Raw genomic sequence first — 22,560 nt, 5'->3', positions numbered from 1 at the left:
CCACTTTTCGGGATCATGCTCAGTCCGCCATCGCCACCAGGGCCTCGGGATCGTAGCCGAGGCGGACCGACGTGCCGACGGGGATATCGTCGGCGCCGAAATCGTTGGTCTCGGTGACCGACAGTGGCTTTTCCAATCCGGGTATCTCGACGATCAGGTGGGTGATCTCGCCAAAATAGTGGCGTTCGACCACCTTGCCGGCCACTTCGAATTTCGCCGTCGCATTGTCCCACAGCACGCGCAATCGCTCCGGCCTGATGCCCAGAGTGGCGCCGCCGCCATTGCGCATGAAGGCCTTCGGCTTGTCGGTCCTGACGCGGCCGAAGCCCAGCGTGTCGACGACCAGCGAGGCGGCATTCTCCTCTATGATCTGCGCTTTTACGAAATTCATGCCGCCGAGGAAATCGGCGACCTGGCGGTTGACCGGCCGCTGGTAGATTTCCTTGGGCGAGGCGACCTGGGCGATCTTGCCGCCGAACATTACGGCGATGCGGTCGGACATAGCGAGCGCTTCATACTGGTCATGGGTGACCAGCACGAAGGTGATGCCGACCGCCTGCTGCAGGCGGCGCAGTTCGACCTGCATCTGCTCGCGCAATTTCTTGTCGAGAGCCGACAGCGGCTCGTCGAGCAGCAGCACCTTGGGCCGCATCACCAAGGCGCGGGCGAGCGCCACGCGCTGGCGCTGGCCGCCGGAAAGCTCGGTGGCGAGGCGTTTGCCGAGGCCGGTGAGCGACACCTGCGCCAGCGCTTCCTCGACGCGGCGCTTTTCTTCCGTTCCTCCCAGCCTGAGCCGTTTCAGCCCATAGGCGACATTCTGCTCGACATTGAGATGCGGGAAGATGGCATAACTCTGGAATACCATGTTGGTCGGCCGGCGGTTGGCGGGGATGCCTTCCATCGACTGGCCGCCGACCGAGATCGAGCCGCTGGTCGGGTTGTCGAAACCGGCAATCATGCGCAGCAGCGTGGTCTTGCCGCAGCCGGAAGGGCCGAGCAGCGAAAAGAATTCGCCCTCCTTGATGGTCAGCGAGGCGTCGTCGAGCGCCTTGAACGCCCCATAGCTGCGGGTAACGCTGCGGATTTCGATCATTGCTCGGTCGGTTTGGGGTCGATCAGATTGGGCCCGCTCGGACTTATCTTGCTTGGATGGCTCATCCTGAGGCCGTTCGGCCCGGGACTGCTCAGGCATAGAGGCCTCCCTCGCTCTGGGTGCGTCTGGCCGCATGACGGCGCAGGATCTCGGCAACGGTCATCAAAACGAAAGAGGCAACCAGCAGCAGCGTGCCCAGCGCCAACACACCCGGCAGCTTGGCGGCAAAGCGCAACTGGCCCCAGATATAGATCGGCAGCGTCGTCTCGGTGCCGGTCAGGAAGAAAGCGATGACGAACTCGTCGAGCGAGATGGTGAAGCAGACCAGGAGGCTGGAAATGATCGCCGGCGCCACCATCGGCAGCGTCACCCGCCGGAAGGTGCCGAAGGCACTCTCGCCGAGATCGGCGGAGGCTTCTTCGAGGCTGCGGTCGAAGCCCTCGAAACCGGCGGTCAGCACCGTCATCGAATAGGGAATGCAGATCAGGACATGGCCGAGCACGACGGTGAACAGCGACAGGCTCAGGCCTAACTGCAGCATGACCAGCAGCATGGAGATGGCGAGGATGATTTCCGGCAGCACCAGCGGCGCCATGATCAGGCCATTGATTGTGCGGCGGCCGGGATAGCGGTAGCGGGTGATCGAGCGGGCGGCGAGGATGCCGAGCAGCGTCGACAGCACCGATGCCGAGATACCGACGATCAGGCTGTTCCAGGCGGCGTCAAGCAGCGCCGGCGTCTTCGGCAGGTCTTGGTACCATTTCAGCGTATAGCCGGTGAGAGGAAATTTTGGCGTCGGCGCGGTGTTGATCGAGAAGATCGGCAGGAAGATCACCGGCAGATAGAGAAAGACGACGTAGAGGAGGGCGTAGGCGGACAGCCAGCCGCCGGGGAAAAGGCGCCGCCTCGCCGTCATCGCGCCAGCCTCTGCAGCGCGCGGATGATGAGCACGGTGGCGCCCGCCATCAGCGTCACGACCAGCATGGTGGTCACGGACAGTGCCGCGCCGAGTGGCCAGTTGGAGGCCTTGTGAAACTGCGACTCGATGGCATTGGCGATCATCACGCCATCCTTGCCGCCGACCAGCCTTGCGGTGACGTAGTCGCCGACGGTGGGGATCATGACGATGAGAGCGGCCGAGATGACGCCCGGCGCCGACAGCGGCAGCGTCACGCGCAGGAAGGAGCGCAGCGGGCCGTCGCCAAGATCGGTGGCAGCCTCGACCAAGGTGCGGTCGACCTTCTCGAGCGAAACGAAGATCGGCAGGATGGCAAAGGCCGCCCAGGCGTGTGTGAGCGTGATGATGACGGCGCTGGAATTGTAGAGTAGCGCGGTCGATGGTTCGTCGATGATGCCGAGGCCCATCAGGCCGGAATTCAGCACGCCATTATAGCCGAGGATGACTTTCCATGACATCACGCGCAGGAGATAGCTGGTCCAGAACGGGATGGTGATCAGGAACAGCCACAGGCTCTTGTGGCGACCGCCATGGAACGAGATGAAATAGGCGATCGGATAGGCGAGGATGACGGTGAAAAAGCTCACCGTCAGCGAAATGTAGAGCGAGCGCCAGAGCAGATCGCGGTAGATCGGCTCGGTCAGCGCGATGCGATAATTCTCCAGCGTGAATGTATGGTCGATGGTGAGGTAGTTCTGCGTCCAGAAGGAGTGGGCGAAGACCACCAGGATCGGCACCAGCAGCAGGATCAAAGCGTAGACCAAGGTCGGGCTGATCAGGGCAAGGCCCTGGACGGACTCGGACTGCAGAAGGGCGTTTCGCCTTGCTCGCGTCATGCGCCGCGTGGGCACCCCTTCGGCAGCTACCGTCATTGCAGCGACCCGGGCGTGATCTCGGTTGCTGGCTCGAACTGTTCCGCCATGATGCTCCCATCGACCGGGCCGGCTGCCTGTTCCCAATTTTTGCGGAGCGCGCTTTGCTGGTTGCGCTCAAGCTTGCCGGCTTTCTTTCATCATGAGCGCATCCGTGCATTGAAATCAAGCGCTATTTCTGTAATATTGATTGAACGGACATTCAAAATGAAGTGAAGAAAGCCGGCTTTCCTGCCCTTGGCGCTTCGCTTTCTGTCCGGTGAAATTACGCTCAGACGATGCGAGGCAATGATGGCGGCTGCAAGAGACCTAAGAGCGATGGAAATGGCTGACGGTGGCGATGCGGTCGAGCTGGCCAAGCGCCATCTCATCCAGCCCTGGCCTTATGCCGGCTCGGTCGGCAATGAAGCGCGTGCGCTGATCGGCGAGGGCGATGGCATCTACATCACCGATGTAACAGGCAAGCGACTGATCGACGGGCCGGCCGGCATGTGGTGCATCAATGTCGGCCACCGCCGCGAGGAGCTGGCCAGGGTGATGTACGACCAGGCGATGATGCTGTCCTACAACACGCCCTGGTATACGATGAATGCGCCGTCGGCCGAGCTCGCCAAGCGCCTCGCCGATCATGCGCCGGGCGATCTCAGCCATACCTTCTTCACCACCGGCGGATCGTCGGCTGTCGAGACGGCACTGCGCTTCATGCAGTTCTACAACAATGTGCGCGGGCGGCCGGAAAAGAAGCTGATCCTCAGCCGCGGCGGCGCCTATCACGGCTCGACCTATCTGTCGGCCTCGCTCAACGGCCGGCCGCGCGACCGCGACTGGATGGACGGCGCCGACGATCTGGTCGTCAAACTGTCCTCGCCAGACCCGTTCCGGCGGCCGAAAGGCATTGACATCGCCGCCTTCTGCGATTTCCTGGTCGATCAGTTTCGCGATGCGGTCGCCCGCGTCGGCGCAGAGAAGATCGGTGCTTTCGTCGGCGAACCGGTGCAGGCATCCGGCGGCGTCGTCGTGCCGCCGGATGGCTATCTCAAGCGCATTCGCGAAATCTGCAGGGACAACGATATCCTCTATATCTCCGATGAGGTGGTGACCGGCTTCGGGCGGCTCGGCCATGTCTTTGCCTCCGGCGATGGCTTCGGCATCGACCCCGACATGATCACCTTCGCCAAGGGCGTTACATCAGGCTATTTCCCGCTTGGCGGCGTCATCATCTCGGAGCGGCTGCTTCAGGAAATGCGCCGTTCCAACCATCCCGATGCGATGTTCGGCCATGGCCTGACCTATACCAGTCATCCCATCGGCTGCGCGGTGGCGCTGAAGAACCTCGATATCCTGGAAGACAGCGTGCTGGCCCACACGCGCGATGTCGCGCCCTATTTCCAGGCGCAGTTGAAGACGCTGGAGGAACTGCCGCTGGTTGGCGAAGTCCGCGGCATGGGCCTGATGGGCTGCGTCGAGTGCGTAGCCGACCGCGAAAGCAAGGATCCGCTGCAGCTCGACAAGGATGTCGGCAAGCGCATCGACGCGCATTGCCACGAACTCGGCCTCCTGGTCCGGCCGCTGATCAACATGTGCGTGATGTCGCCGCCGCTGATCATCACGCGAGAGCAGATCGACGACATGGTGGCGATCCTGCGCGAAGGCATTTCGCGGACCATGGACGATCTGCGCAAAGAGGGCGTGTGGCAGGGGTGACTGGCAGTTCCGCCCCTACACCTGCGAGCGCATAGCCTCATTGAGGTTCCACATGTCCTTCTCCTCCGGCGCCGTCTCCAGGCCCAGCACCGGGATCTGCTTGCGCAGATGGTCGTGGTGGGTGCGCACACCGTATTCGAGGTCGGAGAGATAAAAACCCTCGAAGGCCTCCGAGATCATGGACTCGTTTGACCAGACGGAAAGCTGCACGTCCTCGTTCATGGTATCGCGGTCGATGCGGTAGGCGAGATAGCGGGCGGCCGCCTGTTCCCGGGTCTCGTCGGGGTAGCGGTAGATGGCGCCGCGCAGCAGCGTCTCGCCGGTCGACAGCGGGAACTCCTGATAGAACTGCACCGATTCCGGCATGATCGACAGCGCGTTGTTGGGGAAGATGCCGTAATAGATCCAGGCCCTGCGCAGATGCTCCGGCAGGTGTGAGGCATCGGGCGTGAGCTTGATGTATTCGCGCACGCTCCAGCGCCGGCCGGCATGCGGATTGTAGGTGGCAAACGAGCGCGACACGCCGTTGATGAACGGCTCGTCGAAATAGGTCGAGCCGTAGAGATCCTGCAGCGCCGGATGCGCCATGGCGACGTGGTAGCCTTCATTGTCGACGTCGCGCACCGACTTCCAGTTGACCGGCGTTTTCTGTGTCCAGATGCCCCAGGACGGCACCATCTCGGCCACGTTGTAGTGTGCCATCTCGGCCTCGATCGGCTTCAACAGTTCGGCCACCGAAGGCTGCGGGCCGCCCTTGCGAAAGCGGACAAAGATGAAGCCCATCCATATCTCAAGGTCGAGCGGCATCAGGCCGAATTCGGTCTTGTCGAGCTCGGGGAAGGAGCGCGGCCGGGCGGCGCCGCGCAGCGTGCCGTCGAGATTGTAGACCCAGCCATGGAACGGGCAGACCAGCGCGTTCTTGCAGGTGCCCTGGCTGTCGGCGACGACGCGGCTGCCGCGATGCCGGCACATGTTGTTGAAGGCGCGCACGACGCCGTCCTTGCCGCGCACGATGAGCGCCCGCTCGCCGACCACGTCCATAGTCAGATAGTCGCCGGCATTCGGCACGTCGCAGACATGGCCGGCGATCTGCCAATGGTTGCGGAAGACGTATTCCTTCTCAAGTTCGAGAAGCGCGTCGGAGTGATAACTCCAGCCCGGCAGACCCCGCCGGTCCCAATCATTGGGGATCGCCACGTCACGGAGATGCGGGTTCATAAAAAAGCTCTTCTTTTATTGAATACTCATTCAATAAAACCATATTTTACATTGAAATGCAATGGCTTGTAGAAATCACAACTTTTCAAGTCGGCACAACAGGACCAGCTGAAAGCCAGAAAATCCCGGAATATCCGGGCGTTAACCGGGGGCGTGAAATAGCTGTCCGGCATGCGGATTTGGCCGTGCCGAGCTTGCAAACACGGCCCGCTCCGAGACGAAAATACCTGGCGTCCGCAAATTCGATCCGCAGTGTGAGCTTGTTCATAGTGCGGCCGACAGGAAGCGGGCTTGGTGCGTTCGCGGCCCGCCTGTCGTCAACATTTGATTGCCCGGATGAAACAGCTTCGCAAACGCATCTTGCCGTCGGCACATGACCGGATCTGTCCGGATATGCCCGAATTTCTTGTTTCAAACCTGTTACGCGGGCAAGCCAAGCGCATCATTCGCCCGTTACCAGGCGCGCTTAGGTTCGTTTCATAAGAAAACGAAGGGGAGCAGCAATGCATACGAAAGTCGAGATCACTAGCAACGAACGACGCGCCAAACTGGCACTGCGTCAGCGCGCCAGCGACCATCCGGTTGCGATGTTCTCCATGCTGGGCGCCTGCGCTCTGGCCGTCATGTTCCTGACACCGGCTTCCGGTCCGGCTTTTGCTTCGCTCAACCCGCCGGCCAATGTTGTCCAGGGCGCGCCGACCACCATCAAGACCGCCCGGCTGCCGGAGCCGGAAATCGATTTTGCCTGCCAGGGTCAGGCCTGGGGCGCCGAGAGCGCGGAGTGCCTGCGCGTCATCGCCGCCCAGTCCGGCGTGCACAAGGCGCGTTCCGTCCGCATGATCGCCAACGCAGCGCCGCTGACCACGACACCCAACGTTTTCTGAACCTCCCGAGCGCTTCCTCCCGCGCTCGTTCTTGGCTCCCGCCGCTTCCCTCGGTCGGGAGCCTCTTTTTTAGGGCCTATCGATATTCGGGTGAGGCCGGCCTGCGCATGGAGGTTCCCTGCGCTTCCGGTGCTCGCGTACTTCAAGTACGCTCCGCTCCGGTTCTCGGGAACCACCATTCTCGACTCGGCCTGACCCGAATCTCGATAGACCCTACATGGGTGCTTCCGAAAACTTAGCCGGCGGCGGCGACCTGGTCGGCTATTGCCGAGAGTACGCCGCGGACGTCCAGCGTCGAGAACGGCTTTTCCAGGATTTGCGGGCGCTGCGGCGCCGGCAAGGCTTCGATCTCGGCCTTGGCGCCGATCAGGCCGCCGGTGACCAGCACGAAGCGTTTGGCCAGGGCCAGGTTGTCGGCGAGCAATTCGCGGTAGATGGCAATGCCGCTGGTGCCGGGCATGCGCAAGTCGGAAAAGACGATGTCTGGCGGCATGTGGCCGGTCAAGGTCGCCGCCGCCGACGTCCAGGCCGGCACGACCCGCGACTTGATACCCATCAGTTCCAGGATGTCGGAGAGGGAGCCGGCGACGTCGGGTTCGTCGTCGATGATCAGCGCATGGCGCAAGCCGCTGGAACGAGCCGGGCTGTCGCCGGCTGCTGCCGCGCCGCCGGTGATTACCGGCAGCTGGACGACGAAGCGCGCGCCACGCGGCAGCACCTCCTCGAACCAGATATTGCCGTTGTGGCGCTCGACGATCGATTTCGAGATCGACAGGCCGATGCCGGTGCCGACGCCGACCGGCTTGGTGGTGAAATAGGATTCGAAGATGCGGCTGCGGATCGCCTCGGGAATGCCCGGTCCGTTGTCCTCGACCGAAAACCCGGGGTTGCCGCGATCGCTGCGGAATGTCCGCACCTTGATCAGGCGGTCGCCGCCGATACCGGCCAGAGCGTGTTGGCTGTTGATCAGGAAATTGGCGGCCACCTGCGTGACGTGGTCGGCATCGGCCATCGCCAGCAGCGGGCCGGGCGCGAAATCGGTGTCGATGATGATGCCGCTCGAGCGTGCGCCATAGGCGGTTACTTCGAGTGCGGCGCGGATCACCTGGTTGAGATCGGTCTCGGCCTGCGCCGCCGGATGCAGGCGCACCATCGACAGGAAGCTTTTGACGATGCGGCCGCAGCGCTCGGCAGCGGCGCGCACTTTCTCGGCGCGAACCTTGGTCTGCGGGTCGGTGGCGAATTCATGCAGCAGCGTCGACTGCGCAACGACCACGGCGAGCGGGTTGTTGAGCTCGTGCGAAACACCGGCCAGCAGTGAACCCATCGCCGCCATCTTCTCGTTCTGGTGCAGTTTTTCGCGCTGGCGGTTGATCTCTTCTTCGGCGCGCAGCTTATCGCGCAGATCGCGGATCGAACCGAAGATGAGCTGACGGTCAGCCACCCGCATCTCGGTCGCCGTCAATTCGATGGGAAACACCTCGCCGGCCGCATTCTGTGTCACGGTCTCAAGCCGTTGGCCAACCATCGGCGCGCCGCGGCCAGACATGTATTCGGCGCCCGAGACATAGCCCTTGCGGTAATATTCCGGCACCACGGTATCGAGCAGGTCCTTGCCGAGGATGTCGCTGCGCTGATAGCCGAACATCTTTTCGGCGGCCGGATTGAATTCGATGATCGAGCCGGTCTCGTCGATGACGATGATGGCGTCGAGCGACGCCTGCAGCATGGTGCGGCGGATGACTTCGCTGGCATGGGCGTCGGACGGCGAGTGCTCGATGGCGTCGCCGATGGCGAGCGCGATGATGTGCATCGTCGCCTCTTCCTCTTCGGTCCATTCGCGCTCGTTTAGGCAGTCATTGACCGCGAACGTGCCCCACAGATGACCGTGCGCGAACACCGATACCGACAGGAACGACTTGATGTGCTGCTTTTCGAAATCGGCCCTGAGGAACCCGTCGAGATCGCGCGTATGGCCGGCGAAGATCTTGCCTTGCCGCTCGTCCTCTCCAATCCGCTCCAGCAGCGGATCGGTATCGACGATCGACTGCATGATCACCGTCGGCGAAGCCAGTTCGCCGCCGAAGCGAGGATCGATCCAGTAGGCGGCGACCGATTGGGCGAAGCCCTGGCCGGGCAATTCGCGCAGCCTGAACAGGATGCCGCGCTGGCAATTCATGGCGCTGCAGAGCGTTTCGAGGATGGTTTCCATCTCGCGCTGCCAGTCGCCGGCATCGCGCAACCGGCGGACGACGCGCACAGCCGCCATCGCGGCGCTCTGGCGAGCGCCTTGCGGGTCCATACGTGGTGCTGGTTCAGCGGTCATGTCAGCCATCAGTAAAGGGCCGTCGAATTAGGCAGCTATGGAGCATTTCACGAAAAAGGTGAAACGCTCCATGTTTCAATGCAATCCCGAACGGAAATCGCTACGCACTGTTCCTGGAATTGCTAGAGCGTTTCACCGTTTCACGGAAACGGAGAAGCCTCTATCTCTTTGTTTTTACGCAATTCCGGGCGGAAAACCGCGTACACTTTTCCTGTAATTGCTCTAGCTAGTGCCCGTCACCGGTCGGCAGCGAGAAGATATAGCCTTCGCCGCGCACTGTGCGCAAAAATTTCGGATTGGCCGGATCGGTTTCGATCTTCTTGCGCAGCCGCATGATGCGAATGTCGACGGCGCGCGACGATTCAGGATCCTCAACAAAACCAATCGCCTCGGAGATCGCCGATCGCGTCAACAGCCGGTTGGCGCGGGTCAGGAAAACCTCCAGCACATCGAACTCGCTCTTGGCCATGTCGATGACGGCGCCGTTGGCGCCGGTGACAAGCCTGCCGTCGAGGTCGGCCTGGAACGGGCCGAAGGTCAGGCGGCGGCCGCCATCGGCTTGTGTCTTCGCCGCCTGGGGCGGGCTCGGCTGCGGAACGCGGCGCAGCACGCTGCGCACACGAGCCAGCACCTCACGCAACTCGTAGGGCTTGACGATGTAGTCGTCGGCGCCAAGCTCCAGCCCGACAATGCGGTCGAGTGCGGTGCCGGCAGCCGTGGCATAGATGATGCCGACCGGTATTTTCGAGCGCAGCCAGCGGCCGAGCGACAGTCCGTCCTCGCCCGGCATGGCGATGTCGAGAATGGCCAAATGAAACGATTCCGTCTCCAGCAAGGCGCGCGCCTCGGCCGCGCTTCCGGCCTGGGTCACATCGTAGCCGTTGGCGCCGAGATACTCGGCGACCGCGTCCCGGAGATCGGGCTCGTCCTCGACGATGACAATCCGTGCCCGCACTATGGCCTCGCTCCCGCTTTCAGCGGAAAGTAGATTGGGTATAAACATGATGTCCAGCACTCATATCCGGTTGCGGGGGAACGGGAAGAAAAACATGGCTGCACGATCCGTCATCGCGCTGGTTTCCGTCGCCGATGTGGTGGCCGGCGATCTTGCCGATCATCTCGACCGGCGCGGCCATGACGTGCGCGAGGCGCGGCAGCCCTGGGAAGCTGAATCCCTGCTTTCGGCCGGAGGCATCGATATCGTCATCGTCGGCGACAGCCTCAGCCAGGCGGAAGGGCGGGACCTGCTCAGGCGTTATGGCGGCGGCCAGAGCGCGGACGGGAAGGCGGGGCCGGATTTCATCCTGATCTGCCGGCCGGCCGATCTGGTCGACAAGGTGCTGGCGCTCGAGCTTGGCGCCGCAGATGTCGTCGAAAGTCCGCTCAATGTCAGGGAGCTTGCCGCGCGCATCGGCGGCCTGCTGACGCGGCGCGGCAGGTCCGCCCAGGAACTGATCGTGCTGGAAAATGCCACCGTCGATTTGCGGTCGGCCATCGTCATGCACCGTTCGGGTACGGAAGAACAGCTGTCGCCGGGCCAGGTGGCGCTGCTCAGGCTGTTTCTGGCCAGCCCGCGCAAGGTGCTGACGCGCGACGACATCATTGCGGCGGCGCCCGCCGAAAATGCCGATGCCTTCGACCGCTCGATCGATTCGCGCATCGTGCGGCTGCGCCGCAAGCTCGACACCGAAACCATCACAACTATACGCGGCGCAGGCTACCGGTTCGACCCGCCGACGCAGCGCGCCGACTGAGGGTCGGGAGGCTGGATTGTTCCTCGGCTCGCCCAAAAAAGCTGCGCAATCTCGGGCGCCATGCATAGGCGTCAGCGCACCACCAGAAGCGATGGTCCCGACGGCAATTCGCTGGCGACTACGATTTCGCTGGCGGCATGCGCGCGGTCCTTCAGGAGAACCGTGGCGAGACCGGCAAAGCCGAGCAGGCCTTGTGCATAGAGCAGTACCGAAAGCACGGAGGCTGCAGATTTCGTCTTCATCGGTTGTCCCCAATCAGAACCGCGGGTGCTTCAGGATAAACCCGAAGTGCCCGCGTCGCCCACGGAGCCCCCCGTTGCGACGCGGGCCTTCGGTCCTCTCGGCAGCAAGTTGCCGGAGGGGCCGCGCATCCACTTCAACCCGAGGCCGACCCGCCAGAGGGCCCTGAGACGGTTGATGCGCAGACTGGAGACAATCCAGACCAAGGCTATGAACAGCGCGGCATGCAGCGTCGAAATCTCACCCGAATTCATCACCGCCAGTTTCGTCATCGGGGTGCCGGCTACTGTGCCGATGCCGCCGACGACAAATGCGGCGATGCTTATCCTGAAGAGCCAGGACAGGGTGGTCGATTTGATGCTCATTTTCGTTGGCGCCGGCTGTTCTCGTTGGGATGACTGTGCCGCGAGCCTGTAACCAGATCATGCCGCCCAGGCCGCGCTTTGTTGCAAGTCGGTTTCGAGCGAAGCCAAACTTCTTTCATATAAAGAGATCAGCACTTTCGTTTGGCGGCCCGGTCGTGATCGGGTATGAGCAGCACAGGCGGAGCACGCTTCCCTTGTCCACCTTGCTTGTTAACCAGAGGAAACAGATTCGAAACACAAACGAGCCTCAGCGAAGTCAGTCTGAAACATGGCGCGGGGATAAGGCGGCCACCGAATTGACGCCGGCACGACCGGCAAAGGGGAGCCATCATGTACGAAGCCATTTCCGCCAAACTCATCAACGTCGCCGCCGCAGCCGGCGGCGCCGCGCTTCTGCTTGGCGCCGCCAACAGCACCGCCCATGCCGCGGCAAACCAGATCGTGGCGCGTGTTTCGCTGTCGCAGCAGACCATGGAAGTGCTGGTCGATGGTCGGCCGACTTTCGCCTGGAAGGTCTCGACCGGCGACAGTGCGCATGTCACGCCGACCGGCTCGTTCAAGCCGACCCGCATGCACGAGATGTGGCATTCGAAGAAATACGACAACGCGCCGATGCCGCATTCGGTCTTCTTCAGCGGCGGCTACGCCGTGCATGCGACCAACGCCATCAAGCGGCTGGGACGGCCGGCGTCGCATGGCTGCGTGCGGCTGCATCCCGACAATGCCGCCGACTTCTACCAGTTGGTCGAAACCTTCGGCCCGACCAACACCAGCATCGTCATCGTCAAGTAGCAGACTGCGTTTGGAGCGATGGTGCAGCGCAGCCGGACAGGTCATGCCGCACCGCAAGTTCCCGCCTTGGAGCTCCATCGGGGCTTCGCGGTAAATCAATCCAGTCAAAAAAGAGGCCGGAAATTTCCGGCCTCTTTTCGTTTGTTCGCTGACGCCGTTCGCGCTCAGTCCGCGTGCACCGGCATCAGCTTCGGGTCTGGCTTTTCGGCGTGGTGCGGCAGGTCCTTGCTGGCGATGAAGGTGTAGAACATCGGCACCACGAACAGGGTGAACATGGTTCCGACCAGGATGCCGGTGAAGATCACGAGGCCCATCGAATAGCGCGCCGCCGCACCAGCACCACTGGACACGATCAGCGGCACGACGCCGAGCGCCATCGCCGCTGTCGTCATCAGGATCGGCCGCAAGCGCACCTTGGCCGAGGCGACGATCGCATCGCGCCGCCTCATGCCATGCAACTCGCGCTGCTGGTTGGCGAACTCGACCAGAAGAATGCCGTGCTTGGTGATCAGACCTATCAGTGTGATCAGGCCGACCTGCGTGTAGATATTGAGCGTTCCAAGCCCCAGATTGAGCGGCACGATGGCGCCAAAGATCGACAGTGGCACCGCCATCATGATGATCAGCGGGTCGCGGAAGCTTTCGAACTGCGCCGCCAGCACCAGATAGATGACGATTACGGCGGCTGCGAACGCGATAAGGATCGTGTTGCCCTGCTCCTTTTCCTGCCGGGACTGGCCGGAATAATCGATGAAGAAGGTATCGGGCAGGCTCTCCTTGGCAAGGTTCTCCAGGGTCTGCAGCCCGTCGCCCGTGGTGACGCCGGGAAGCGGCAGCGCTGATATCGTCGCCGAGTTCAGCTGGTTGAACTGCTCGATCGCGGCCGGCGCGGCGTTGGTCGAAATCTTCACCACCGCTGAAAGCGGCACCATTTCGCCGGTCACGCTACGCACGAAATATTCGCCGAGCTTCTCGGGATTGTCGCGGAACTCCTTCGGCACCTGCGGGATGATGTCGTAGCTGTTGGAGTCGCGGTCGAACTGAGCCACTTCGGCGCCGCCGACCAGCAGCGTCAGCGTCTGGCCGATGTCGGCGATCGGCAGGTTGAGAGCCGCCGCGCGGTCGCGGTCGATGGTCACCGTCACCTGCGGAGCGTCAAAGGACATCGAGTTTTGCACGACGATGAAGCGGCCGGAGGCCTGCGCCTTGTTCTTAATCTGCTCGGCCGCCTCGTAGACCTCGGCGGAACCACCGGTCGAGCGCACCACCATGGAGATCGGCAGGCCGCCGCCGGAGCCCGGCAGCGTCGGCGGCGCGAAGACGAAGGCCTCGACGCCGGCCACCTTGCCGAGGCGTCCCTGGATATCGGCTTGAAGCTCTTTTGAGTTGCGCTGGCGCTCGGCCCAATCCTTGAAGGCGAAGCCGACAAAGGCGCCGTTGGTGGCGCCGCCAAAGGCAACGGCGGAGAATTGCGCCCTGGTTTCGGGAATGTCCTTCACCAGGCCGAGGATCTGGTTGACGTAGGTCTCGGTGTAGTCCGAGGTCGCGTAGCGCGGTGCCGTCACGATCGACAACAGGAAGCCCTGGTCCTCTTCCGGCGCCAGTTCGCTCGAGGTCTTGGTGAACATGAAGCCGGTGAGCGCAACCAGCGCCACGACCATCAGCAGCGTCACCGGTCGATTTCTCAAGGAGGCGGTTACCGCCCGCTCATAGACATGCTCGACACGGCTGAAGGTTCCGTCGACGACGCGCTGGAAGCGACTGTGCGATCCCGCCTTGAGCAGACGCGCCGCCATCATCGGCGTGATGGTGACGGCTATGAGGCCGGACAGCACCACCGAACCGGCGAGCGTCACCGCGAACTCGCGGAACAGCGCGCCGGTCAGGCCGCCGGTGAAGGCCAGCGGCGCGAACACGGCGGCGAGCGTGATGGTCATGGCCACGATGGCGGAGAAAATCTCGCGCATGCCGTTGAAGGCCGCCTGCATCGGCGACATGTGGTCCTCCTCCATGTGGCGATGAATGTTCTCCACCACCACGATAGCGTCGTCGACGACAAGGCCGATGGCCAGCACCATGGCCAGCAGCGACAGAAGGTTGATCGAATAGCCGACCGCAAACAAAAGGAAGCAGACGCCGACCAGCGACAGCGGGATGGTCACGATCGGCATCATCACCGAGCGGAATGAGCCGAGGAACAACAGGATGACCACGACGACGATGGCGACGGCTTCGGCGATGGTCTTGAACACTTCATCGATCGAGGCGCTGATCTGTTCGGTGGAATCGTAGACGATTTCGATGGTCATGCCTTTCGGCAGCGTCTCTTGAATCAAAGGCACGATCTTGTGGATCGCCTCCGCCGTTGTCAGCGGGTTGGCGGCCGGCGTCGGGAAGATGGCGAGGAAGGTGCCGGGCTTGCCATTGAAGCTCACCCTCGTGTCGGTGCTCTCGGCGGCAAGCTCGACTCGCGCCACGTCGCGCAAGCGCACCACCTGGCCGTCCGTCGAGCGCAGCGGAAGCTCGGCAAAGGCCTCAGGCGTCTGCAGCGTCGAGCGAACCGTGATCGAGGAGACGACATATTCGTTCTCGGTGTTGCCGGGCGCCGACAGGAAGTTGGAGTTGTTGATCGCCGCCAGCACTTCGGCGGCGGTGACGCCACGCGCAGCAAGCTTGACCGGGTCGATCCAGACCCGCATCGAATATTCCTCGGCGCCGAAGATCTGCACGTCGGCGACACCTTCGACCGTCGACATGCGGGGCCGCACGACGCGCTCGATATATTCGGTGAGCTGCTCCTTGCTCATGTTCGGATTCTGCATCGAGATGTACATCATCGCGAACTCTTGGCCGGTGCCCTTGACGATGACCGGGTCCTTGGATGCATCCGGCAAGGTGCCGCGTACGCCCTGCACCTTCGACAGGACCTCGGTGAGCGCGACATCCGGATTGGAGCCGAGCTTCATCTGGACGACCACGGTGCTCGAAGACGGCCGGCTGGACGAGGTGACGTAGTCGATGTTCTCGGTCGAGGCGACGGCCCGCGCGATCGGGGCGGAGATAAAGCCCTGGATCAGGTCGGCGCTGGCGCCGGGATAGGCGGTGGTGATGGTGATCGCCGTCTCGTCAACCTTGGGATACTGCCGGATCGACAGGTTGAAGATGCCCTGGAAACCCAGGAGCAGGATCATGCAGGCGAGGACGGTGGAGAGGACCGGCCGGCGAATGAAGATGTCGGAAAAGTTCATTGCTGAGCCTGCTGGTTAGCCGACTTGCTGGGGTCAATGGTGTTGTCGACAGCGACGGACATGCCGTTGAAGAGACGGTTCTGACCGGCGGTGACGACCTCGTCACCGGCCTTGATGCCCTCGACGATCTCGACCATGCCGTCGTTGCGGCGGCCGGGCTTCACGAACACCTGTGACAGCACGAGCGCCGGCTTTTCCGGTTCTGCCGCGGGCTTCGCGGGGTCGACAGCCGGCTTGTCCGCGGGCTTCGCCGCGGCGTCTTCGGCAGCCGGTTTCGCGTCTGCCGGCTTTGCATCTGCCGCCGGCTTTGCCGCGTCGGCCCCTGCGGCAGGCTTTTCCTCAGGTTTCGCGGCTGGGGCGCCTTCCGCCGGCTTCGCCGGAACGACGACGAAGACGAAGTCGCCATAGAGGCTCGACGTCAATGCCGTCTGCGGCAAGGACAGAATGTTTTTCTCCTGCGGCAGCTCGACGCGAACCTGGACGAACTGGCCGGGCGTCAGCTTGCCGTCAGGGTTGGCGACCTCGCCGCGGACGGACACCAGTCGGCTTGAAGCGTCGATCTTGGGATCGATGCCGCGAATGGAGCCGGCAAACGGCATGTCGGCGCCGCCGCCGGTGCCGCCGAGGCCGAGCCGCACCGCCTGGCCTATCTTGAGCAGCGGCAGCTGCTGTTCGGGTACCGAGAAATCGACCCGCATGGTGTCCAGATCCTGCAAGGTCACCACTGCGTTGCCGGGCGAGAGATATTGGCCGAGGTCGATCTTGGGGATGCCCACGGTGCCGGCGAACGGCGCCGTCAGCTGCTTCTGATCAAGCACGGCCTGCAGCTTGTTGACCTGCGCGGCGGAGGCCGATGCAGCGGCTTGAGCGGTGTCGAGCGTGGCATCCGTTCCGACGCCGCGCCGCTGCAGCTCCAGCGCGCGTTCGAGCGCCGTCTTGTCGGACACGGACTGCGCCTTGGCCGCGACCAGATCCGCGCGTTCGACGGCATCGTCGAGCTGCAGCAGGACCGAATCGACCGGCACCTTCTGGTTGGCATGGAAAAGGATGTCCTTGACGATGCCGCTGGTCTCGACGGTAAGGTCGACACCGCGCACGGCGCGTACCGTGCCGATCGCCTCGACCCCCGGCGTCCAGTCGGAAGGCTTGACGACAACCGTCGATACGGTCAACGCCGGCGGCTTCATGGTGGCGAAATACTGTTTGATAGCGTTGTCGCGGAACAGGTTGAAGCCGACAACGCCGACGCACACCAGAGCGAGCAGAAGCAGAATTGCGGTGATAGAGATGAAGCGCTTCACGAACTGTCCCCTCGGCCGATGTCCGGCAAAATAGCCGAATAGCGGGACACTTATCGACGCCAGGTCCCGATTACAAATGACGGCGAACTTACTGTACCGTCTGGACGGTCTTGTCAATTCCGCCTAGGCTGGTGCGGGGGAAGGGATCGATGAAGACCCAAAGGGCAAATTCGCGCGACAAGATACTCGCCGCCGCCGCCGATGTCGCACGCGAGGCCGGTCCCGGCAGCCTGTCGCTTGACGCCGTCGCCAGCCGCGCCGGCGTGTCGAAAGGCGGCCTGTTGTATAACTTTCCGACCAAGGCCAAACTGATGCAGGGCCTGGTGGAGAATTACCTGCGCGCGTTCGAGCTGGCGCTGGAATCGGGCCGTGTCGCCGGCGCCAGCGGCGAGAGCCTGCTCGCCACCTATATCCGGCTCTCGGCGGATGATTGCGAGGAGCCGAAGCCGACGGCTTCGTGGATATTCTCGGCGATCGCCGAGGATCCGGATTTCCTGACGCCGATAAAAGCCTTCAAGTCGCAGCTGCTGCAGCGGCTGAAGAGCGAGACGCCGGACCTGAAGACGCTGCTGGTCTGCTTTCTGGCCATCGAAGGGCTGCGCAGCATGAACCTCTTCGATTCCGACGTGCTTTCCGCCGACGAACGCCGCTTGCTGGTATCGGCCCTGCTGGAGATTGCGGGATAGCTCAAGGCGTCGGATCGAAGAAGCGATACGGGCCGGGCGGAAAGGACGGTTGGTGAGCGGCATGGCATAGGCACGCATCACGACATCGGCGATTTCAAGCTACAGCCCCCTGATTCGTTGGATCGATGGTTCAGGAATGACTGCGCGAATGCGTGGCCGACTATGTTGCGCCGCACCATAACACTGCCGTGTCAGCCTTGACGTGTCAGCCTTGAGACGGCGCTCGGCGAGGCCGGCAAAGCGCGTTTTAGTGCCGTAACAGCGCCGACATATGATTATGGCGTTGTCATGTTGCGGCGCACAAACTATGTGTCTTTGTAGTCCCTCCCAACAGTCGCGAGATCTCCATGGGTTCCCTTTCTTCGAAGAATGCGCTCGTCACCGGATCGACCAGCGGCATTGGCCTGGCCATTGCCCGCGCCCTTGCCGCCGAGGGCGCCAACGTCACGATCAACGGCCTTGGCGAAGCCGCGGCGATCGAACAGGAGCGCGCCGGCATCGAGAAGGATTTCGGCGTCCAGTGCCGCTACTCCGGCGCCAACATGATGGACGGCGCAGCGGTGACCGCCATGGTGCGCGAAGCCGAGCAGGCCTTGGGCAGCCTCGACATTCTGGTCAACAATGCCGGGATACAGCATGTCGCGCCAATCGAGGAGTTTCCCGACGACAAGTGGGAAGCCATCATCCGCATCAATCTGCTTGCCGCCTTTTACGCGATCAAGGCCGTGGTGCCCGGCATGAAGGCGCGCAAATGGGGCCGCATCATCAACACCGCGTCGGCGCATGCACTGGTCGCCTCGCCGTTCAAGTCGGCTTACGTCTCGGCCAAGCACGGCATAGCGGGTCTGACCAAGACGGTAGCGCTGGAAGTCGCGCAGGACGGCATCACCGTCAACGCCATCGCGCCCGGCTATGTCTGGACGCCACTGGTCGAAAAACAGATCCCCGACACGATGAAGGCGCGCGGCATGACCGAGGAACAGGTCAAGCACGACGTGCTGCTGGCAGCGCAGCCGACGAAGCAATTCGTCACCGTCGAGGAGCTCGCCGCGCTGACTCTGTTCCTGTGCTCTGACGCAGCCAGACAGATCACCGGCACCACCTTGCCGATGGATGGCGGCTGGACGGCGCAGTAGGCGCGGTCCCCCGGCGCCGCTCTTTCCTTGACAAAGGCGAAGGATCAATCCAGCATTGTGGCAAGGGGTTCCTTCGCGACGACCCCGTGAGGCGTCAGCCCAATGATCGCGTCCAAACTCTCACGCTGGAGGTGGACGCCATGCCGTCAACAACCGCAATCACCGTAGCGCAGCTTTCCCGCCTTGTCGGTCTGTCCGACGCGCCTGTTCTTGTCGATGTCCGCATCGACGAAGACTACGACGCCGATCCGCGCCTGCTTCCGGCCTCGTGCCGGCGCGACTTCAAGTCTGTTTCGAACTGGGCTGCCGAATTAACGGGGGCTCATGCTGTCGTCATCTGCCAGAAGGGGCTGAAGCTTTCGCAAGGCGTTGCCGCATGGCTGCGCCATGAGGGCATTGCTGCCGAATCCCTTGAAGGCGGCTTCGAGGCGTGGCAGGCGGCCAAGGGGGTTCTGGTCAAGGCCGACAAGATACCGCCCCGCGACGACAAGGGCCGCACGGTCTGGGTGACGCGTGCCCGCCCCAAGGTCGACCGCATCGCCTGTCCCTGGCTGATCCGCCGCTTCGTCGATCCCTCGGCGGTGTTCCTGTTTGTCGAGCCGTCTGAAGTGCTGGCGGCCGCCGATCGGTTTGGGGCGGTTGCCTTCGACATCGACGACGTGTTCTGGAGCCATCGCGGCGAGCGCTGCACCTTCGACACGATGATCGAAGAGTTCGGGTTGCAGTCCGAAGCGCTCGATCGCCTTGCGCTGATCGTGCGTGCAGCCGATACGGCGCGCCTCGATCTCGTACCGCAGGCGGCCGGGTTTCTCGCGGCATCGCTCGGGCTGTCGCGCATGTTCCGCGACGATCTCGAACAGCTTGATGCCGGCATGCTGCTCTACGATGCGTTCTTCAGATGGTGCCGCGATGCCACTGACGAAACCCACAATTGGCCCAGCGCGGGCAAAGCGCCATGAGCGCCCTCGCCGCGGACGACGATGCACAGGCTACCGAGGCTCCGATCGTCCCGACCTTCCGCCAAGCCGCAAAACTGTGGGCAAGGGTCGGCCTGCTCTCCTTCGGCGGGCCGGCCGGACAGATCGCGCTGATGCACAAGGAATTGGTCGAGGATCGCCGCTGGATCGGCGAGCAGCGGTTCCTGCATGCGCTCAACTACTGCATGCTTCTGCCAGGCCCCGAGGCACAGCAGCTCGCCATCTATATCGGCTGGCTGCTGCACCGGACCGCCGGCGGCCTCGTTGCCGGCATCCTGTTCGTGCTGCCCGGTGCGTTTGTCATGCTGGGCCTCAGCATCTTCTACGTGCTCTACAATGATGCGCCTGTCATCGAGGCGCTCTTTTTCGGCATCAAGGCGGCGGTGCTGGCCGTCGTCGTCGAGGCGGTCCTCCGCATCGGCAAACGGGCGCTCAAGAACCGGGTGATGGTGGCGATCGCGGTGGCCGCGTTCCTTGCCATCTATGTCATCCGGCTGCCGTTTCCGCTGATCATCCTGGTTGCAGGGCTGACCGGCTGGATCGGCAACCGCCTGGCACCGGCGCGTTTTTCCGGAGCCGCACGCGGCAAGGACAATTTGCCCGATGTCAGGGGTGCCGTCGACGTCATGTTCGAACGCGGCGAACTCGCTCACACCAAGCCGACGAAATGGCACGCGCCGCGCACCATCGCGATCTGGCTGCCGATCTGGCTCGGGCCGGTCGTACTGATCCTGGCGCTGACCGGCCCTGCCAGTGTTTGGGCACAGCTTGGCGGCTTCTTCAGCCTGATGGCGGTGGTCACATTCGGCGGCGCCTACGCCGCGCTCTCCTATGTCGCGCAGGCAGCCGTGACGTCGTTCGGCTGGCTGGCGCCGGGTGAAATGGTCGATGGGCTTGGCCTGGCCGAGACGACGCCGGGACCATTGATCCTGGTGCTGCAATTCGTCGGCTTCGTCGCCGCCTACCGGCACGCCGGTGCGATGGGACCGCTTGTCGCCGGATCGCTCGGCGCATTGCTGACGCTCTGGGTGACGTTCGTGCCGTGCTTCTTCTGGATCTTTCTCGGTGCCCCCTACATCGAGGCGCTGCGCGGCAACAAGGCACTGTCGGCGGCGCTGAGTGCGATCACAGCGGCTGTCGTCGGCGTGGTGATGAACCTTGCGCTGTGGTTCGCACTTCATGTCGTCTTCGGCGCGGTGCACCGCGTTGGCCTGGGCATGGAGGTGCCGGTGCTGTCGTCGCTGGATTGGCGTGCCGCGCTGCTGGCGGCAGCCGCTATGGTCGCCATGCTGAAACTGAGGATCGGCATGCTGCCGACATTGGCCGGCTCGGCGCTGGCCGGACTGGCGCTGCTGGCCTTGCCTGCGTAGCGTTCGAAGGCGCGGCCAGCCATCATCACAGCCGGATCTTTGAGGTATGCCGGGGCGGCGCACAACGGTCGCGGGCGCTGGTAGGATCAGCGCCGGCCCCGGGGATACCCTTTATGTCGAACCCGATGCCGCCAAGCTGAACCTATTCGACGTGGAGAGCGACGCGCTGGTGAACTGATTTGACGAGGTTGGCCGAGCTGTTCAAAGTCGATCCTGGATCGCACAACGGGATATGACATGGTGGATTCCGATCGGATCGACAAGCTGATCGCAGGGGTGCCCCCTGCCTTGGCGCTTCGTGCCGGGCTGGACCTTGGCATCTTCACCCGGCTCGGCGGCGATGCTGCGACTGCCGACAGCCTTGGGGCAGCGCTCAAAGTCGAGCCCGCTCGTCTGTCGCGGCTCCTCTACGCGCTCGCCAGCATCGGTCTCCTCGAGGTCGAGGATGGTCAGTTTCGCAACGGAGCCGAATCGTCGGAGTTTTCTCGACGCGTCCAAGCCGAACTATCGCGGCGGCGATCATGTGCTGCTGCGCGAACTCTGGGGAGCCGACCTTTTGACCGCAGAGTCGCTGCGGCAAAACCGGCCGGCCGCGCTGCATGACTTTTCCGAAGCGGGGCCAGAATCCGCAGCGGCCTTCAGCCGCATGCTCGAACCGGGAGGGGTGATTTTCGGCCGGAATCTGGCCCGTGAGCTGGACCTCTCGGCGGTCCGTTCGGTGATCGACATCGGCGGCGGCGCCGGGACCATTCTGGTCGGACTTCGCGAGCGATGGCCGCATATTGCGGCGACTTTGATGGAACTCCCGACGGTCGCAGCGGTCGCACCAGCGATCCTGTCGGAATACGGTGCCGGCGATATGGTTGTCGAAGAAGGCGACATAACGGTCGCGCCATCGACCGGCCGGCATGACTTGGCAATCCTGAAGGCCGTCGTCCAGGTCCTGCCGCCGGACCAGGCGCGCAGTTCGATCCTGAACGCGGCGCGTTGCCTCACCCAAGGAGGCGAGATCGCAATTGCGGGGTGGGGTGTCGTCGATGACGACCGTCTCGGCCCGCCTGAGGGTGTGTTTCTCAATCTCACCTTCCTGAATCTCTATCGCGCAGGCGAATCGTACACGGAAGGTCAGTATCGCGCGTGGATGACCGAGGCTGGGTTCCGGGATATTTCCAGGTCGCAGCTGACCGACGGCACCACGTTCTTTCGTGGGCGCCTCACGGACTGAACGTGGCTGGAGTGGTTGGTTTCGGGCGTGTGGCCCTCAAAGCCAGCCCCGGACGGATTGCACAAAGTTCCTGAGGCGGCGTGAGCCGATCTTTCCCCTTACCGGCAGCGCGGTGTCCCCTGTCTTCTCGATAGCTTCTTCGCAGAGGGGGCATTTAAATGTCACTTGGTCGACAACAAAGTTCGCGATAGCGGCATATTTCGCATTCGTCGATTGGGGCGGAACCTCCGACAGGATGTTGCGCGGTCGCTGCAACTTGCGCCTAGCTAGCCCGTTCGACTACGTCGAATCGGAATGGAGTTTTTAGACATTCGTTTATCTATTCGTGGTTTCTAATACATATGGCATCCAACGCGTTCACCCGGATTTGGTTTGCTTTGAGCCGCCTAAGGCGCGCCACGAACGGTAACG

20 protein-coding genes are annotated in these 22,560 nt (G+C 62.9%); 10 read left to right on the top strand and 10 right to left on the bottom strand.

Annotated features, from left to right (window positions below; all coding sequences use genetic code 11):
• Positions 1 to 19: 19 nt before the first annotated feature.
• The 3 genes from NKJ88_RS20755 to NKJ88_RS20745 form a co-directional block, all read right to left on the bottom strand.
• Positions 20 to 1,093 (bottom strand): ABC transporter ATP-binding protein, encoded by a 1,074-nt coding sequence (locus tag NKJ88_RS20755; RefSeq protein ID WP_023690124.1) that lies wholly within the window; start codon positions 1,091 to 1,093, stop codon positions 20 to 22.
• 91 nt (positions 1,094 to 1,184) lie between these two features.
• On the bottom strand, positions 1,185 to 2,009 hold the full coding sequence (locus tag NKJ88_RS20750) for an ABC transporter permease (protein ID WP_023690125.1): 825 nt from the start codon (positions 2,007 to 2,009) through the stop codon (positions 1,185 to 1,187).
• On the bottom strand, positions 2,006 to 2,923 hold the full coding sequence (locus tag NKJ88_RS20745; protein WP_023806551.1) for an ABC transporter permease: 918 nt from the start codon (positions 2,921 to 2,923) through the stop codon (positions 2,006 to 2,008). The genes NKJ88_RS20750 and NKJ88_RS20745 overlap by 4 nt, the downstream gene beginning before the upstream one ends.
• Before the next feature lie 291 nt (positions 2,924 to 3,214).
• On the opposite strand from NKJ88_RS20745, the gene NKJ88_RS20740 reads away from it, so the two are divergent.
• Positions 3,215 to 4,627: an aminotransferase gene (locus NKJ88_RS20740; protein WP_023701365.1), complete on the top strand. Its 1,413-nt coding sequence runs from the start codon at positions 3,215 to 3,217 to the stop codon at positions 4,625 to 4,627.
• Positions 4,628 to 4,642: 15 nt separating this feature from the next.
• On the opposite strand, the gene NKJ88_RS20735 is transcribed toward NKJ88_RS20740, so the two are convergent.
• On the bottom strand, positions 4,643 to 5,845 hold the full coding sequence (locus NKJ88_RS20735) for an aromatic ring-hydroxylating oxygenase subunit alpha (protein WP_023696407.1): 1,203 nt from the start codon (positions 5,843 to 5,845) through the stop codon (positions 4,643 to 4,645).
• A gap of 503 nt (positions 5,846 to 6,348) precedes the next feature.
• Here NKJ88_RS20735 and NKJ88_RS20730 point away from each other — a divergent pair.
• On the top strand, positions 6,349 to 6,729 hold the full coding sequence (locus tag NKJ88_RS20730) for a hypothetical protein (RefSeq protein ID WP_023670066.1): 381 nt from the start codon (positions 6,349 to 6,351) through the stop codon (positions 6,727 to 6,729).
• A 235-nt stretch (positions 6,730 to 6,964) separates the two neighbouring features.
• On the opposite strand, the gene NKJ88_RS20725 is transcribed toward NKJ88_RS20730, so the two are convergent.
• A complete protein-coding gene (locus NKJ88_RS20725) occupies positions 6,965 to 9,055 on the bottom strand; it encodes a PAS domain S-box protein (protein ID WP_352445236.1) in 2,091 nt (696 codons plus the stop codon).
• 226 nt (positions 9,056 to 9,281) lie between these two features.
• Positions 9,282 to 10,010 (bottom strand): response regulator, encoded by a 729-nt coding sequence (locus tag NKJ88_RS20720; RefSeq protein ID WP_023670064.1) that lies wholly within the window; start codon positions 10,008 to 10,010, stop codon positions 9,282 to 9,284.
• Between the two features lie 94 nt (positions 10,011 to 10,104).
• Here NKJ88_RS20720 and NKJ88_RS20715 point away from each other — a divergent pair, with 94 nt between their 5' ends.
• Complete coding sequence (locus NKJ88_RS20715) at positions 10,105 to 10,809, top strand: response regulator transcription factor (RefSeq protein ID WP_023670063.1); 705 nt, start codon at positions 10,105 to 10,107, stop codon at positions 10,807 to 10,809.
• 71 nt (positions 10,810 to 10,880) lie between these two features.
• Here NKJ88_RS20715 and NKJ88_RS20710 read toward each other — a convergent pair whose 3' ends face one another.
• Together NKJ88_RS20710 and NKJ88_RS20705 are read right to left on the bottom strand one after the other, a co-directional pair.
• Positions 10,881 to 11,051: a hypothetical protein gene (locus NKJ88_RS20710; protein WP_023670062.1), complete on the bottom strand. Its 171-nt coding sequence runs from the start codon at positions 11,049 to 11,051 to the stop codon at positions 10,881 to 10,883.
• Positions 11,052 to 11,081: 30 nt separating this feature from the next.
• On the bottom strand, positions 11,082 to 11,414 hold the full coding sequence (locus NKJ88_RS20705) for a hypothetical protein (protein WP_023670061.1): 333 nt from the start codon (positions 11,412 to 11,414) through the stop codon (positions 11,082 to 11,084).
• Between the two features lie 330 nt (positions 11,415 to 11,744).
• On the opposite strand from NKJ88_RS20705, the gene NKJ88_RS20700 reads away from it, so the two are divergent.
• Positions 11,745 to 12,206 carry a L,D-transpeptidase gene (locus tag NKJ88_RS20700; protein WP_352445233.1) on the top strand — a complete coding sequence of 154 codons (462 nt, stop codon included), beginning with the start codon at positions 11,745 to 11,747 and terminating at the stop codon, positions 12,204 to 12,206.
• A gap of 164 nt (positions 12,207 to 12,370) precedes the next feature.
• Here the strand turns inward: NKJ88_RS20700 and NKJ88_RS20695 are convergent, their stop codons facing one another.
• The gene (locus tag NKJ88_RS20695; protein WP_023696405.1) at positions 12,371 to 15,454 is read right to left on the bottom strand and encodes an efflux RND transporter permease subunit; all 3,084 of its coding nucleotides are present in this window, start codon (positions 15,452 to 15,454) and stop codon (positions 12,371 to 12,373) included.
• Positions 15,451 to 16,755, bottom strand: a complete 1,305-nt coding sequence (locus tag NKJ88_RS20690) for an efflux RND transporter periplasmic adaptor subunit (protein ID WP_352445231.1) — start codon at positions 16,753 to 16,755, stop codon at positions 15,451 to 15,453. The genes NKJ88_RS20695 and NKJ88_RS20690 overlap by 4 nt, the downstream gene beginning before the upstream one ends.
• Before the next feature lie 149 nt (positions 16,756 to 16,904).
• Here NKJ88_RS20690 and NKJ88_RS20685 point away from each other — a divergent pair, with 149 nt between their 5' ends.
• The 6 genes from NKJ88_RS20685 to NKJ88_RS20660 all read left to right on the top strand — a co-directional run bounded on the left by NKJ88_RS20685 (position 16,905) and on the right by NKJ88_RS20660 (position 22,149).
• Positions 16,905 to 17,441, top strand: a complete 537-nt coding sequence (locus NKJ88_RS20685; protein WP_352445229.1) for a TetR/AcrR family transcriptional regulator — start codon at positions 16,905 to 16,907, stop codon at positions 17,439 to 17,441.
• A 347-nt stretch (positions 17,442 to 17,788) separates the two neighbouring features.
• A complete protein-coding gene (locus NKJ88_RS20680; RefSeq protein WP_023714996.1) occupies positions 17,789 to 18,577 on the top strand; it encodes a 3-hydroxybutyrate dehydrogenase in 789 nt (262 codons plus the stop codon).
• 140 nt (positions 18,578 to 18,717) lie between these two features.
• Positions 18,718 to 19,536, top strand: a complete 819-nt coding sequence (locus NKJ88_RS20675) for a chromate resistance protein ChrB domain-containing protein (protein ID WP_023737426.1) — start codon at positions 18,718 to 18,720, stop codon at positions 19,534 to 19,536.
• A complete protein-coding gene (gene chrA / locus NKJ88_RS20670; RefSeq protein WP_352445227.1) occupies positions 19,533 to 20,924 on the top strand; it encodes a chromate efflux transporter in 1,392 nt (463 codons plus the stop codon). Before NKJ88_RS20675 ends, chrA begins: the two co-directional genes overlap by 4 nt.
• 237 nt (positions 20,925 to 21,161) lie before the next feature.
• The gene (locus NKJ88_RS33020; RefSeq protein WP_502904759.1) at positions 21,162 to 21,527 is read left to right on the top strand and encodes a methyltransferase family protein; all 366 of its coding nucleotides are present in this window, start codon (positions 21,162 to 21,164) and stop codon (positions 21,525 to 21,527) included.
• Positions 21,448 to 22,149, top strand: a complete 702-nt coding sequence (locus NKJ88_RS20660) for a methyltransferase (protein WP_352445224.1) — start codon at positions 21,448 to 21,450, stop codon at positions 22,147 to 22,149. Before NKJ88_RS33020 ends, NKJ88_RS20660 begins: the two co-directional genes overlap by 80 nt.
• Positions 22,150 to 22,560: the final 411 nt, after the last annotated feature.

Origin of the sequence: Mesorhizobium sp. M0016, assembly GCF_040324035.1 — a bacterium.
Taxonomy (GTDB): domain Bacteria; phylum Pseudomonadota; class Alphaproteobacteria; order Rhizobiales; family Rhizobiaceae; genus Mesorhizobium.
Note: the sequence above shows the minus strand (reverse complement) of the source record. Positions and strands in the feature narration are given on the sequence as shown.